The 14,740-nt window shown below is 46.4% G+C and carries 14 protein-coding genes; all 14 read right to left on the bottom strand.

What is annotated here, in order from left to right; translation table 11 throughout:
• Positions 1–7: 7 nt before the first annotated feature.
• Positions 8–307 (bottom strand): integration host factor subunit beta, encoded by a 300-nt coding sequence (locus D8Y20_RS08085; RefSeq protein WP_255418414.1) that lies wholly within the window; start codon positions 305–307, stop codon positions 8–10.
• 138 nt (positions 308–445) lie between these two features.
• Positions 446–2,275 carry a 30S ribosomal protein S1 gene (locus D8Y20_RS08080; protein ID WP_121542546.1) on the bottom strand — a complete coding sequence of 610 codons (1,830 nt, stop codon included), beginning with the start codon at positions 2,273–2,275 and terminating at the stop codon, positions 446–448.
• 81 nt (positions 2,276–2,356) lie between these two features.
• Positions 2,357–3,070 carry a (d)CMP kinase gene (gene cmk / locus D8Y20_RS08075; protein ID WP_236075342.1) on the bottom strand — a complete coding sequence of 238 codons (714 nt, stop codon included), beginning with the start codon at positions 3,068–3,070 and terminating at the stop codon, positions 2,357–2,359.
• Entirely contained in the window at positions 3,070–4,440 is a 1,371-nt protein-coding gene (gene aroA / locus D8Y20_RS08070) for a 3-phosphoshikimate 1-carboxyvinyltransferase (RefSeq protein ID WP_236075341.1), read from the bottom strand. Before aroA ends, cmk begins: the two co-directional genes overlap by 1 nt.
• A complete protein-coding gene (locus D8Y20_RS08065) occupies positions 4,424–5,305 on the bottom strand; it encodes a prephenate dehydrogenase/arogenate dehydrogenase family protein (RefSeq protein ID WP_121542544.1) in 882 nt (293 codons plus the stop codon). Before D8Y20_RS08065 ends, aroA begins: the two co-directional genes overlap by 17 nt.
• Positions 5,306–5,309: 4 nt before the next feature.
• Complete coding sequence (hisC, locus tag D8Y20_RS08060) at positions 5,310–6,413, bottom strand: histidinol-phosphate transaminase (protein ID WP_236075340.1); 1,104 nt, start codon at positions 6,411–6,413, stop codon at positions 5,310–5,312.
• An 82-nt stretch (positions 6,414–6,495) separates the two neighbouring features.
• Entirely contained in the window at positions 6,496–6,867 is a 372-nt protein-coding gene (locus D8Y20_RS08055) for a GxxExxY protein (RefSeq protein WP_121542540.1), read from the bottom strand.
• 42 nt (positions 6,868–6,909) lie between these two features.
• Positions 6,910–8,061, bottom strand: coding sequence for a prephenate dehydratase (gene pheA, locus D8Y20_RS08050; protein WP_121542538.1), 1,152 nt, complete (start codon positions 8,059–8,061; stop codon positions 6,910–6,912).
• Between the two features lie 72 nt (positions 8,062–8,133).
• A complete protein-coding gene (locus D8Y20_RS08045) occupies positions 8,134–9,372 on the bottom strand; it encodes an O-antigen ligase (protein WP_236075339.1) in 1,239 nt (412 codons plus the stop codon).
• A gap of 2 nt (positions 9,373–9,374) precedes the next feature.
• Entirely contained in the window at positions 9,375–10,349 is a 975-nt protein-coding gene (locus D8Y20_RS08040) for a glycosyltransferase family 4 protein (RefSeq protein ID WP_201265586.1), read from the bottom strand.
• 177 nt (positions 10,350–10,526) lie between these two features.
• Positions 10,527–11,666: a glycosyltransferase family 4 protein gene (locus tag D8Y20_RS08035; RefSeq protein WP_121542536.1), complete on the bottom strand. Its 1,140-nt coding sequence runs from the start codon at positions 11,664–11,666 to the stop codon at positions 10,527–10,529.
• The gene (locus D8Y20_RS08030; RefSeq protein WP_161957600.1) at positions 11,663–12,574 is read right to left on the bottom strand and encodes a glycosyltransferase family 2 protein; all 912 of its coding nucleotides are present in this window, start codon (positions 12,572–12,574) and stop codon (positions 11,663–11,665) included. Before D8Y20_RS08030 ends, D8Y20_RS08035 begins: the two co-directional genes overlap by 4 nt.
• A complete protein-coding gene (locus D8Y20_RS08025) occupies positions 12,571–13,482 on the bottom strand; it encodes an NAD-dependent epimerase/dehydratase family protein (protein ID WP_121542532.1) in 912 nt (303 codons plus the stop codon). The genes D8Y20_RS08030 and D8Y20_RS08025 overlap by 4 nt, the downstream gene beginning before the upstream one ends.
• A gap of 35 nt (positions 13,483–13,517) precedes the next feature.
• A complete protein-coding gene (locus D8Y20_RS08020; RefSeq protein ID WP_121542530.1) occupies positions 13,518–14,738 on the bottom strand; it encodes a glycosyltransferase in 1,221 nt (406 codons plus the stop codon).
• Positions 14,739–14,740 lie beyond the last annotated feature (2 nt).

Here is a 14,740-nt window from a genome sequence, read left to right as displayed (position 1 = left end):
AAAATGATTATTCAGCGGAGCTATCCACGCGCTCACGCAGCTCTTTACCGGGTTTGAAATGTGGAACACTTTTAGCTGGAACCATAACAGAGTCACCAGACTTTGGATTTCTGCCCAAGCGTGCATTACGCTGTTTGGTGGTAAAACTACCAAAACCACGCAATTCAACATGATCCCCTGTTGCCAGAGCATCACCAATCACAGTGAAAATCGTATTCACTACCACTTCAGCTTCGCGGCGAGTAATGCCTTCCTGCTTTTCAGTAATCATTTCAATCAATTCAGATTTTGTCATTTCACTCTCCAAGCATGGCAAGACTAGATACTCCCCGCCAATCCACAAGTCCTTCGCAAAAACAGAACCAACTCAAGAGTCTTGTAAAAGCCCGGGTGGAGAATGATACCCCCACCCAAGCTTTACAAGTCACCTTTTCATATCTGCTTATTACAGCTGTTTATCTAAAAATTTACGTTGCAATTCCAACGCCAATGCAGATGGCGTTGACTCTGAAGCATTTTTCTGTGAATAGTTACGTACTGCATCCCGTTCTTCATCACGCAATTGCTGGCTAATAGACAAACTTACCTGTCTGCGCTTGCGATTGACTTCAATAATTTTTGCTTCAACCGTATCACCAACTTTCAGGTCTGCATCTTCACGGGGTACTTCGCGACGGGCCAGAAAAGCCTGCACACCATCGGCAACTTCAACCACAGAACCACCCTGATTAAGCTCAATCACCTTGCCATTAACGCTATCGCCACGCTTCACACCCGACATAAATACTTCAAACGGATCTCCGGAAAGCTGTTTAATGCCAAGCGATATACGCTGTTGTGCAACATCCACACCCAATACGACAGCTTCAATTTCCTGACCCTTGCTGTATTCAGGTAGTACTTCCGCACCTTTTTTATCCCATGACAGATTTTCCAGGTGAACCAGTCCATCCATACCACCAGCAACCGGCACAAAGAAACCAAAATCAGTAACATTTTTGATTTTACCAGTCACATGTGAACCGATGGGATGATCAGCCAACCAAGACTGCCATGGGTTTTCACTCACTGCTTTCAAACTCAAACGGATACGACGTGCTTCAGCATCTACTTCCAAAACAGAGACATCAACCACATCCCCTTCTGCTAACACAGAGGCAGGTTTCACATCATGCTTGATCCAGCTTAGTTCTGAGCGATGGATCATGCCTTCAATACCCGGTTCAATTTCAATCACTGCACCAAAGTCCAGCAAACGGCGTACCGTACCGGTTAAACGCATACCTGTTTCGTAATTTGCAGCCACATTATCCCATGGGTCAGACTGTAATGCCTTCATAGATACAGATACTTTTCCAGTTTCTGCATTTAATTTCACAATCTCAACAGTCACACTCTGGCCAGCAGCCAACATTTCAGATGGATGTTTAATGCGTCTCCATGAGATATCTGATACGTGTAAAAGTGCATCGACACCACCCAAGTCAACAAAAGCACCAAAGTCGGCCATGCGTTTGACTACACCGGTAAGTTTATCACCAACGGCTTTTCCTTCGAAGAAAACAGCACGCTGCGCATCACGCTCAGCAGCCATTGGTTTCTTACGCGATACCACCACATTTTCAGGTTTACGACGTGCTTCCAGCACTGCCACCTTACACGTTTTTCCTATGATATCTTCAGCATTAATGTGCATATCCGTATCAGCTTCTGAGCGTGGCATAAATGCGTTTAAACCAGACAGGCTAACGCGATAACCACCCTTCACAGCCGCCGTTACAACAGCTTCAACCGCTTCACCACTTTCAGCGGCTGCAGCAACTGCTGTCCATGCCTCACGTTGTTTCACTTCCAGAACAGACAACTTCACGCCACCGCTAGTGGACTGAACCAACGCATCAATTTCATCGCCAACAGCAGGTAATGCGATACCAGCCTGAACAAACTCAGCCGCAGGGATCGTACCCTCATCTTTGGCACCCACATCAATAGTTACAGTATCAGCGGTTACGCTCACCACCATACCTGTGATCATTTCTCCGCGTTTAACAATTGGCTTCTCTTTCAAGGAAGCTTCAAACATCAGTTTGAACGACTCTTCCTCTTCAGCCTCAACTGTTGATGACACAGTTTTCTCTTCTGTCACCTCAACATCCTGTTTCACTTCGATATTTGGTGTCAATGTCACTTCAGCCTCTTGTTTCACTTCGGCGTCTTGTGTCACTGCAGCGGTCTTCTCTTGCTGTGTGCTTTCCAAGCTGTTGGTTTCGCTCATGTTGTACCATCCCGGTTACTCAATTCATCAAGAATTGTTATTCAGTATTGTGTATTTTTTATCTCGTTTTCTATTGCTTTATTACGACACTGACCTTGCAATCAGTTTTCTACGTTCTAACACACCAAGCATGCGATCGATGACTTCATCAACACGCAAAGTAGTTGAATCTATGCCAATTGCATCATTAGCCTGTTTCAGTGGCGCATGCTGACGTTCAGCGTCGCGTTGGTCACGCATTTTCAACTCTGCCAGCACGCCTTCAAGGCTACTATCGCTATCATCTTTGAGCTGAGCCCAACGCCTGCGAGCTCGTTCACGCACTGAGGCGGTCAAAAAGAACTTGGCTGGCGCGTTGGGTAAGACAACCGTACCAATATCACGACCATCCATAATACAGCCTTTTTCAGCCAGAAGATGTTGTAATCCTAATAATTTCTCACGTACTGAGAGCATCGCTGCAACCTGTGATGCTGCCGCACCTACCTGCTCATTACGCAACTGAGATGTCACATTTTCACCTGCAAAAAAAACACCATCTACTGTCCAGTCAATGTCTGTCAGTAAATCATCCACCAGTGCAGCCACATCGGATTCACAATCTAATGACACATCACGTTGCAACGCCACTGAACCTGTCAGACGATATAACAGACCGGTATCCAATACCGGCAAAGCCAGTTCATCAGCCAACATTTTAGCAACGGTGCCTTTGCCTGAGCCCGATGGCCCATCAATCGCAATCGTTAAGCCCTCGACAGGATTCCAGTCACTCACGCCTGACTCCTCACTCATCAGGCATTCTCCCAGCGTACATTCATACCAATACGCTGTGCTAAAGATACAAAATTTGGAAAACTGGTCGCAATAGCTGCTGCATTATGGATACGAATTTCAGATTTAGCCCGTTGTGCTGCCACTACCATGGCCATCGCAATGCGATGATCACCATGCGCATCGACATCGGTGCCACCAGCCAGACTAGCTAAGCCCTGAATCACCGCACCATCAGGTTTCTCAGCAATATCAGCTCCTGCTGCACGCAGTGCATCTGCCATCACAGCAATGCGATCTGACTCTTTTACCCGCAACTCTTCAGCATCACGCAATACAAACTCACCATCAGCCAACGATGCCGCTGCAAAAATCACCGGAAATTCATCAATGGCATCCGGCACATCATTCGGATCAACCAGCAGAGCATGCAACCCACCCGACCTGACACGCACATCAGCAACAGGTTCTTTACCCACCATACTCTCATTCAACAATGTTACATTCGCGCCCATACCATGCATCACACGGCGCCAACCATCTCTGCGCGCATTGATACCAATACTTTTCAGCGTGATATCTGAGCCTTCAACCAAACTGGCGGCTACCGCAAAGAAGCAGGCCGATGAAGGATCAGCAGGAATATGCACTGCATCCTTAGGTGCCGTAAGTTGATCACATGGTGAGAGCGAAATAGTACCATCATCAGCCACATCCACCGGCTGACCGAATAGCGGTAACATGCGCTCAGTATGATCACGGGTTGGTTTGGGTTCATTCAAGGTGGTCACACCATCAGCATAGAGACCTGCCAGTAACACACATGATTTCACCTGCGCACTGGCCACTTCAGAGACATGATGGATGGCTTTTAATTTACCACCGCGAATGGTGAGCGGTAACAGATTGCCTCCATCACCACCTTCCACCTTGGCTCCCATACGGCGTACAGGTGCTACTACCCGCTGCATCGGACGCTTACATAACGAAGCATCTCCAGAAATCGTTGATGCAAAGTCTTGACCGGCCAACACACCAGTCATCAAACGCACACAAGTACCCGCATTACCGGCATCGAGCACCCCTATCGGCGCTTTCAGACCATGCAGACCTACGCCGTGAATACGTAACGAAGTCTTCTTATCATTGAGCCACTCGATGTTGACGCCCATGTCGATAAACATCTGAGCGGTTGAAATATTATCTTCACCGGGTAAAAAGCCGTGCACTTCTGTCACACCATCAGCCAGTGATGCCAGCATCACCGAACGATGCGACATGGATTTATCACCGGGTACGACAATATCCCCTTTCAATGGCCCGCTAGCAGGGCCTGCAATTAGTGTTCCACCAACATTCATAGCATTTTTCCCATCATAACGATTTCCCATACGTGTTAAGCCATGCATCACGTGCCTGTTTGGCTGAACTGAAATGTTCCAACAACTGCTCGCCGTCATCTGACCTTAAAGCATCTTTCAAACTATTTAATTCATCCTGTAATGCATCGACTTGGCGAATCACAGCATCGCGATTACACAGGGCAATATCACGCCACATCTGCGGAGAAGATGAAGCGATACGTGTAAAATCACGAAAGCCTCCGGCAGCAAATTCAAACGGATCATGCTCTTCATTACCCTGTTTGCGCACGGCATTGACCAATGCAAACGCAGCCAAATGAGGTAAATGACTGACTGCCGCCAAAAAATCATCATGCTCTGCCGGCGCCATACACATCACACGACTACCAACCACTTTCCACATCTCTTGCACGCGCTGCACAGCATCAGCTCTGGTATCGGCATCCGGGGTCAAAATACACAGACGCCCATCAAACAGCTCGGCAAACGCCGCTCCTGCACCGGATTGTTCTGTACCGGCAATCGGATGCCCTGCCACAAATCGAGAACTATCAGATAGATAAGAGCGTGCTTCGATCATCGCAGACTGTTTGGTACTACCAACATCCGTGATTATTGTCGTTGCTGAGAGGTGGGGTGCCATCGTTTTGAATACCGACGCATACGCAGACATCGGTACAGCCACAACCACCATATCTGCACCACGCACGGCTTCAGCAATATCATGTGTCCAGTCATCAACTATTCCCAGTTCTTTAGCCAGCTCCAGATTGGCACGACTACGCCCTACTCCGGTAACGCGCTCAACAAGGGCTGCTTTTCTCAAAGCCAAACTAAGCGAGCCTCCAATGAGACCCGTGCCAATTACGACCATATGTTGTATTGGATTCATGGGCTTAAATCTCTCCTGCAATATGATTTAACGCCGCTAGAAATGCGGCATTTTCCTCAGCACTACCCACCGATATACGCAAATATTCAGGCATTCCATATCCAGCTAAGGGACGAGGAATGATGCCCTGATCTTCCAATCGTCTCAAAATATCTGCACTTCTACTGTGCCTCAGCAATACAAAATTCGCAAAACAGCGGCCTCCCAATACTCCCATAGCATCGAGTTCAGCTTCAAGTTTATCACGCTCAATTGCCGTTTTAGCCACTTTGTCCTTTACCCAGTCATGATCATCCAGAGCAGCCATGGCTGCTACTTGCGCCAACAGATTCACATTAAAGGGTTCCCGAAAACGATTCACTACAGCAACAAGCTCAGCATCAGCTACAGCATAACCAACACGACAACCGGCCAGCCCATAAGCCTTGGAAAAGGTCCGGCTAATCACCAAACCAGGATGTTTCAATGTGTGTACGGAATCACCCAGTTGATGCGCCACAAAATCATAATAGGCTTCATCAATAATCACGACGACATTTCGTGGTAACTGATCGAGGAATAACTGCATCGCATCATTACCTAACAATGTGCCGGTTGGATTATTCGGATTAGCAATGCACACGACTTTGGTTTTATCTGTAACAGCAATAGCCATTGCATCCAGATCATGTGTTAAACCATCGGATTCCGGCACGGCAATGCCAGTTGCGCCTGCCGCTTGTGTCGCCAGCGCATAGACAATAAAAGCACGCTGCGCATAAATCACTTCATCACCGGAACCGGCAAAGCTGCGAATCAACAGTTCCAACACTTCATTAGACCCATTACCAACCAGCACTTGTTCTTTCTTTACAGTATGAAATTCAGCCAGTTTCAACTTCAAAGCATTGGCATCACCATCAGGGTAGCGGTGCACCTCACTCGCAGCCTTTTGCATCGCTACAATCGCTTTTGGTGATGGCCCATATGGATTCTCATTTGAAGCCAGTTTTACTGCATGTGAAAGCCCTTTCTCACGCAACAGTTGCTCTATCGGTTTACCCGGCACATAAGGGTAAAGGCCAGCAGTTTGGGCAACGGCCCGTGCCATCCAATCAATACCCATCATTACTCACCACAGAGAGCACGAAGGGCACGAAGACGTTTATTGTCCAATAGTCTTTATTCACTGTTTCCATCCTGATATCGTGTTATAAAACAAAACGCTGAATCCCATCCTTCAGCATACGTACATTAAAATTCATTAGCAGACCTGTCTCTACTTGTGTCAGCTTCATATATGTGAGCAACTGCGCCTGATGAATGCTCGATAGCTTATCGACGCTCTTCAGTTCGATAATCAACCGTTCATCTACCAGCATATCAATACGATAACCACACTCCATGTGAACGCCTTTGTAATCGACAGGAACAGGAACTTGCAAGGCATATCTAATCCCGTTGCATCCCAGCTCATAAGCCAAGCATTTTTCGTAGGCCGATTCAAGCAGTCCCGGACCAAGATTACGATGCACCTCAATAGCGCAACCGATCACCCTGTTTGACAACTCATCAAATTTCATTCCCTTCGTGCCCTCTGTGTTCTTCGTGGTAAAAACTTTTGACTAAAGCGGTCTGGAAACAGGGTATGAACCCAGCACTTTGATAAAACCACCCAATTTTGATTGAATCTCAGCAATCGCATTGGCGACATCAACATCATCACGATGACCCTCAATGTCTGCAAAGAACACATACTGCCAAAGCTGTTTTTTGGATGGGCGGGATTCGATGCGTGTCAAACCAATACCACGTTCGGCAAATGAGGTAATCAGCTTATGCAGTGCGCCCGGTTCATCTTTAATCGACATCACCAATGATGTCTTATCTTCACCGGAAGCTGGAGAATCATGCTGGCCGATCACAAAGAAACGGGTGGTATTATCATGAAAATCTTCAATATTACGTTGCATTAAAGGTAGCTCTGACTGATCCACAATAGAATATGGGCCAACCACAGCACACTTTTTCCAATCCAGAGCACTTACACTACTGTTTCTGGCTTCATCCACGATTTGAGCCGCCCTGATCGTGGATGACGATTCCATCAAACCGGCATTGGGCAGATGTGATGCAATCCAGTTTCGACACTGGCCCAATGGCTGCGGATGCGAAATAACCGTTTCAATCTCATGAAGATTATCAGCATAAGAGAACAGATGGTGATGAATCGATAGCTGCACTTCAGCACAAATAAAGACATTGCGCTCCATATCTGCAAACAGATCCAAAGTCGGCGTCACAGCCCCTTCAAAGGCATTTTCCACCGGCACAACACCATAGGTTGCACGTCCGGACTCCACTTCATCAAAGACCATGGCCAATGAACCACAAGCCATATAAGTCGGCGTTGCACCAAATTGCCGTGTGGATGCGGTATGGCTAAACGTTCCTTCAGGCCCCAGATATGCAATAGTCATCGGATGTTCAAGCGCCAGACAGGCACCAATAATTTCACGATAAATACCGTGAATCGCAGCATCAGGAATTTTGGTTTCATGCGAACATTCAGCCGCCGCATCATTTTGCGATAGCAATCTGCGAATAATGGAGGCCTCACGGCTCGGCACATAAAATGGTGCATCACCGGTATTCTGTTTGGCTTCACCCACCTGCGTAGCCAACTGCGCCCGCTTGCGAATCAAGCCCAGAATTTCATCATCAACTGCATCAATCGACACGCGTAGTTTGTTTAATTTTGTTTCCAAATCACCCATGCCAGCACGCTAGCAGCACTCTAATTGTCATTCCATGATCAGACGTCATGCTGTCCAGAAAAACAACGAACCTCATGTATGTTCGCTTGATATATCTCCACTAGAATCAGACAAACCAACACCTAACAATAAGGCCGCCAACAGGCCAGAAAAGTGTTCCTCCATCGATGGCGCAAATAAACCATGGCTGGCAAGCGCTACTGCCGAAAGGCAAATCAATGGTGCTGTGCCGGATCCACCCCAGTCTTGCCCCCTGCTTTCCCGCACCCAAACTACAAAGAGAAACAGCAATAAACCAAGCCCTATAGGCCCCCATCGGACAAGATCAAGCAGATATTGATTATGGGGGTGTGCAAACGTGATGCGCTGCGTATGCCCTTGCAGTTCCGATATGTTTTTCACAGCTTGCGGTAAACCGCCGGTTCCTACGCCCAGCAGAGGATATTGTTTCCAGATATCAACACTCACGGCTAGCATATAAAAACGCTGATCTGTTGAAGTTCCCGTGTACGCCGACTTACTGACGACACCAGTCGATATATTGTCTATTACACCTTGCCAGGCCATTTGCCACCGATCTTTATTCGGACCAATCAACAGACTCAAGATAATCAGCACAACAAACAGACCGGCACCAATCATCAATCGGCGTATATTCACCTTGCGAAGATGATAAATAGCAATAACCATCATCAATAAGGTCGCCACCAACAGCCCTGCTCGCCCCTGAGCCAGCAAAATCATCAGATAAGCCCAAGAGGTCAGAACCCACAACCATATACGTTGCGAGCCACTATAAATCCAACCCAGATGCAACAACCATGCGCCCCACAGCCCGTACACCACACCAAATCCAATATGTCCGATATGACCGGTTGCATCAATAGCATTAGAACCTTGTACAGTGACTTCAACCAAGCCAAACATTTGCATCACACAATAAAACAGATTCAAGGTAAGCCCGGCAGATAAAGCGACAAGAAAACGCCTACGCCACTGCGCATCTGCGAGCACGGCGATTACTACCGGAATTAATAACCAGAACCATTGACGTCCTAAGACATGTACTCCCCACGCCACATCCAGACTCCAAATCAACCCCATGACCATCAAAAGAAAATAGGCAATAAATGCGATCAACAGCAGCCTGTTATCTTGCCAAAAGCGGACCAACCCTTGCCACCATTGACCTGATAACACCGCCACACCTAGTGCAACCCCCAATGCCACATTGGTTGCCCCTACCGAAAATGGAAATGCGAGCGCTCCAATACAGAGAAAGAAAGGGCTCAGCTGAGAGATCCATTTCATTCTCACTGTTGTGCCTCCATACGGTGAACCTGTATAGCCAGCAGAATGTACAACAGCACCCAACCCAAGAGCACTGCGTAAGTCAGCACGCTGTTATGCAAGAGAACTAGCAGGAGCGCAGATGAACCAGCCAGCACCATCAACACATATTCGGCTAAGACCGTTTTTTTATGCCCCCAACCCAATTGAACCAAACGTTGATAATAATGCGAACGATGCGCTTCCCAAATCCGCTCTTTGTTCATGATTCGGCGAATCAGAGTCACCGTTGCATCTACAACGAAGGGCGAAAAGACAAGCAACGGAAACCACCAGACAAAAAAGCCATCATGAATACCCCACAAGCTAAAAGCAGCAGCCAACAACCCCAGCGTAGCCGAACCTGCATCGCCCATGAATATTCTGGCAGGTGGAAAGTTCACACCGAGAAAACCAAGTGCTGCCGTTGCTACAACGCCAGCATACAAGGCATATTCAGATCCTCCCTGCAACCAACCCCCTAAAGCAAGGAAGCCGAAACCAAGCAAAGTCATACCACCAGCGAATCCATCCATACCATCCATAAAATTATACAGATTAAGCATCCAGACAATGGCAAACCAGGTAAATATCGCTCCAAACCATCCATCGAACAAAATCATTTCACCAACAATCAATATAGCAGCAGCAATGCCATGCACCAGAATACGATGTAAGGGACTGAGTTCACACAGGTCATCTAATAATGATATTGTAGCGATCAATGCCGCTGCAACAGCAATCCAGCTCATCGCTTCAGGCCACGACTCAGTAAATGTCAAAATCAACCACGTTACGCTGATGGCAATTAATATGGCCACTCCACCACTGCGAGGTGTGGGCTGTTCATGCAAAGAACGTTCATTAGGCGTATCCATAATGGTCAAAGGGGATTTATCAGAAATTAACCACAGCGTAAGCAAAAGTGCTAATACAGCTGAAACCATCAATACGATCATAATATTGATACCTCCAGCGCATCCTGATCCAAGCAATCATCCTGTATCATTAACTGTTCTTCCCCTTTTTTTATCAACTTTAATATTTCATTTCGACTAACACGCTTTTCATTCACCACGACGCACTTCAAAACAAAGATTATACTAAAAACTACTACAATCTCACATCTCAATTCATTATCTTTTCAAGAGCATCTGATAAAACTCCACCCATAAATGGGTCACGCGTGCACTGGAAAACAACCTATGGACTCGATCCATTGCACGCTTACCAAGCTGCTCGCGTAATAGATCATCATCTAGCATCTGCTGCATAGCATCGCTTAACGACTGCGGTTGCCCGACATTAAACAACACACCTGTTTCATTTTCTTTCACTGCATCAGTAATGCCATAAATACGTGAACCAACCGTTGGCACCCCACATGCAGCCGCCTCCAGAATAGCCACGCCAAAACTCTCACGGTAACTTGGCAGACAAAATAGATCAGCTGCTGCGAAATACTGTTGAGAATTTCGCGTATAACCCTCTATACGCAAACGATTACTACGCGAGCCACAGGCAGCTTCAATCTCTTTTCCTAATCCATCTTCATCCGGGCCAACAACCCATAGCCATACCGTCTCATTCGGATCTTCCAACAAGGCGAAAGCACGCGCCAAATCCAAAACACCCTTATCTCTTTTCAGTCTGCCAAGAAACAACACTACCTTTGCTGACTCAGGCGTATTCATCTTCTGTCGCATGGCATGTTTCATCTGCAGATCAGGCTTAAAGCGGTCAATATTGACCCCGGCAACAGAACCATCACCCAGCACACGACATTTACTCCGGCCAACCAATTTACCGGCCACCAAAAAGTCAATCTGAGACTGACTATCTGATAATAAATGTGTAGCGAACTTCATCGTCATGCGGTCAATATTTTTAAGCAACAATCGAGACAATCCATCTCTTGTCACCCACACCTGACCACTAAGGTTATGGATTCGCACGGCATGCGAGGTGAGCTTTGCAGCTAACATCGCCAGCAGCCCCGCTTTGGGCGTAATCGAATGGACAACATCAAATGATTCCGCTCGAAACAAACGAATAAGTCGAGATAAGGCCCGCAAATCAGCCAGAGGCTTGATCTCTCTTTCAATCGCAACAGGGATCACACGCACATCACTCAAACCATAATCATCAAGAAAATGGCAATTATCAGTATTCACCACAAGCGTAACATCATATTCCCGGCTCAATACACGTAACGGTTCTATAAGAAAAAAGTGCACCACGATTTCCGCAGATGCAACCAGACATATCTTTTTCACACCCTTTCACCCGCCTGAATACACTTCAATTTCTGTAAAATATCGCACCACTCGGCTCGCGTTTTTTCATCAAGAGGAAGTAAAGCGTTGCGTAAAGCATGCAAACCCAACCCATGCCTCAGCATATCAGCAAATATTTTTGCCATTTGAACGGATAAAATTTTCACCGCATCCACATAAAAACCTGACACCAATGCTTCACGCCCCAATGAACGCAACACCACCATGCGGGCACGAAACATTTTTTTCAGCACTCTGGCTTCCCGGTAGGCCAATAAAGGTTCCGATAAACAGGCAAAGTGGCTATGCCTAAAACTTCGATATAGCAGATCCTGATCTTCTGCACCATCTGCACATGTACGATAGCGATAATGACGAAACCAATGCAAACGTCCCATCCATGTTGGATGAGCCATATAAAATCCACGCCACGGATGCCTGCAGATATATTCATGCGTACCGCTACCCACATCCCACTGTCCCAGAACCTCATCAACCCCTTCAAATACAACAACATTAGCGGATAACAGATCCACATCAGGATGCGACTGTAGATAAGCCAACTGCTTCTCTAATCGCTGAGGAAAACTGATATCATCCTGATCCATTCTGGCAAAGTACTCTCCTCTAGCCATATCCATAGCCATATTCAAACGCGCAGAAAGACCGATATTTTCCTCGCCCTCCACCAGCCGAATTCTTGAATCATCAAAGGAACGCATAACAGCCAAACTGTCATCAGTCGATGCATCATTCAGAATGATTAACTCCCAGTCACTAAAGCTCTGCATCAGAATTGAATGCACAGCGACAGACAAGGTCGCAGCGCCGTTATAAACAGGCAGTGCAATAGTCACCAACGGCTGTTTATCGGAGCCAGTTCCCCCTCTAACATCTAACGATTTCACTGATCGCGTAACCATTCTAAATGGTTAAGAATGCCATCAGACAACGACACTTCAGGTGACCAGTTAAATGCTTCAATAGCTTTAGAAATATCCAACACCACCTCTTGAACATCACATGCACGACCTTGACGATAGTCGATCTGTAACTCTTCATCCGCCAGATTACGGATCAAATCAACAATCTGATTAATCGAATTTCCCTCTCCACTACCCGCGTTGAAGACACCACACGTTTCACTTTCCAGGGCACTTACACATAAACGTGACAGATCGCTGACATGCATATAATCACGCACAACAGAGCCATCGCCCCAGATTTCCAGACGTTCGCCGGCCAATATCCGAGCCAGAAAAGTACCAATCAGACCCTGCACACCAACATGCCCCTGTCTTGGCCCATAAGGATTTGAAGGGCGCAAAATAATAGGCTTAAAACCATAAAGTTGCTGATACATCAGAAGATATTTCTCAATCGAGACTTTCACCACACCATATGAACTAATCGGGTTCAAAGGCTGATCTTCACCAATAGGTGAAGTCACCGTATTCCCATATACCGCCCCTCCAGAGGAGAGATATAATATCCGATGCAGATTTTTTTTTCTCATCTGCTCTAACAACTTCAATGTATTCACAAGATTGCTTTCAACATCCACAACCGGATCCAAATTGGATGTACCTGGCACCGTCGAACTAATTAGATGACAAACAGCATCCATACCATCAAGCGCTTCTGCAACCTGAAATGTATCGTCAAATCGTCCGAACCTGTATTCGACATGCTTAAGAGGCTCTCGATAAAGCTCAACACTCCGATCAAACACACGGACTTTATGCCCTGCCGCAACCAAATGATCTACAACATGAGAACCAATAAAACCATTGCCACCTAGAACTAAAACTCTCAAGCAAACCCCCACATCAATAACAAAATACTAATCATTTAACTCTGTTTGTAAAAAATACGTCCAACCCAATTTGTTACTGAATAGGTTTTTTTACCCAGATAACGCCAGCTGAATTCATATAATAACCTTCGAGCAGCTCTGGGCCCTCGCCGCTTCCCCCATATCAAGATACAAGGCAGCAACAGTATATATTTCAGAAAACAAAGCAGTAAGTGCGGTTGATATGCTCGCGCAAGTTTATCGAAAGCAGTGAAATCAACACCATGATCAGCGGTGCACCGTAGAAGCCTCTTTGCGAGTGCCTCTTCAATAATGCATCCAAAGCGCGACTCGTACGTATGTTCATTTTTGGTGCGCTCAAATCCAGCTAACGCGATAGTATCGCGTTTCTCTGGATGCGCTAACAGTTCACGAATATGATTGGCTAATTCATCAATATTCTCAAACACAACCATCTCTTTTCCCAACTCAAAAAACTCATCCAAATGCTCTGCAGGCTCAGTTGCCAATAAACCTCCGGCTCCCGGCACCTCAAACACACGCGCCTTGATCTGCCGACTACGCACATGTTTTCCATCTTCGATCACCACACCCGAATCTCCAAAATTAAGGCTGATCTGAGAGGCGCGCATAATTTCGGTAATTTTTTCAGCAGCTACGGGTCCGGCCGGCCAGCCATAGCCAAATGTATCAACATGGATACCTCTATCTTTTAATGATTCCACCCACTCAGCACGATTGCCATAATTTGAACCAATAAAGCTCACTTGATATTGACATTCTTTCGACATCAGCGGGGGTAACATGTGCGATGAATCAGCAGCCCACTGCGACAATGTGAAGTTATTCAATCCATCAGCGATACTTTTCTTCAATGCTGACGGATAAGTAGTCACATAAAGATCAAAAAATGGCGCGATAAATTTAGAAAACTGTTCGTATTTCCATGAATCATCCGCCGCCCAGTGAATCAATGCCGCATGACTACCATCCCGAATCAACTGCAGCGTTTCCATCCAGATTTCATACGTCATAAACACACAAAAAATAAGGTCAGGCTGTTCAGAATCTACCAACTGCAATAATTGACGATTCATATCTGCAAAATCATGATAGGATGATTTATTCAAACTTTCGAAAAACACCACCTCATGACCAAGGTTTTCCAGGGCCGGAATAAAATTAGAGTATTCGTAACCTAGACCTCGAGCGGGATCACCATAATTGTGTTTGCCAAATACGCAAAGCACTTTCATGC

This window comes from Mariprofundus sp. EBB-1 (assembly GCF_003665155.1).
Taxonomy (GTDB): Bacteria; Pseudomonadota; Zetaproteobacteria; order Mariprofundales; family Mariprofundaceae; genus Mariprofundus.
The sequence above is the reverse complement of the archived record's forward strand: the minus strand, read 5'-3'. Positions and strand labels throughout refer to the sequence as shown.

Coding starts and splice junctions, on each gene's coding strand:
- D8Y20_RS08080 (WP_121542546.1), bottom strand. CDS start 2,275: ATGAGCGAAACCAACAGCTTGGAAAGCACACAGCAAGAGAAGACCGCT.
- cmk (WP_236075342.1), bottom strand. CDS start 3,070: ATGAGTGAGGAGTCAGGCGTGAGTGACTGGAATCCTGTCGAGGGCTTA.
- aroA (WP_236075341.1), bottom strand. CDS start 4,440: ATGGGAAATCGTTATGATGGGAAAAATGCTATGAATGTTGGTGGAACA.
- D8Y20_RS08065 (WP_121542544.1), bottom strand. CDS start 5,305: ATGAATCCAATACAACATATGGTCGTAATTGGCACGGGTCTCATTGGA.
- hisC (WP_236075340.1), bottom strand. CDS start 6,413: ATGATGGGTATTGATTGGATGGCACGGGCCGTTGCCCAAACTGCTGGC.
- D8Y20_RS08055 (WP_121542540.1), bottom strand. CDS start 6,867: ATGAAATTTGATGAGTTGTCAAACAGGGTGATCGGTTGCGCTATTGAG.
- pheA (WP_121542538.1), bottom strand. CDS start 8,061: ATGGGTGATTTGGAAACAAAATTAAACAAACTACGCGTGTCGATTGAT.
- D8Y20_RS08045 (WP_236075339.1), bottom strand. CDS start 9,372: ATGAAATGGATCTCTCAGCTGAGCCCTTTCTTTCTCTGTATTGGAGCG.
- D8Y20_RS08040 (WP_201265586.1), bottom strand. CDS start 10,349: ATGATCGTATTGATGGTTTCAGCTGTATTAGCACTTTTGCTTACGCTG.
- D8Y20_RS08020 (WP_121542530.1), bottom strand. CDS start 14,738: ATGAAAGTGCTTTGCGTATTTGGCAAACACAATTATGGTGATCCCGCT.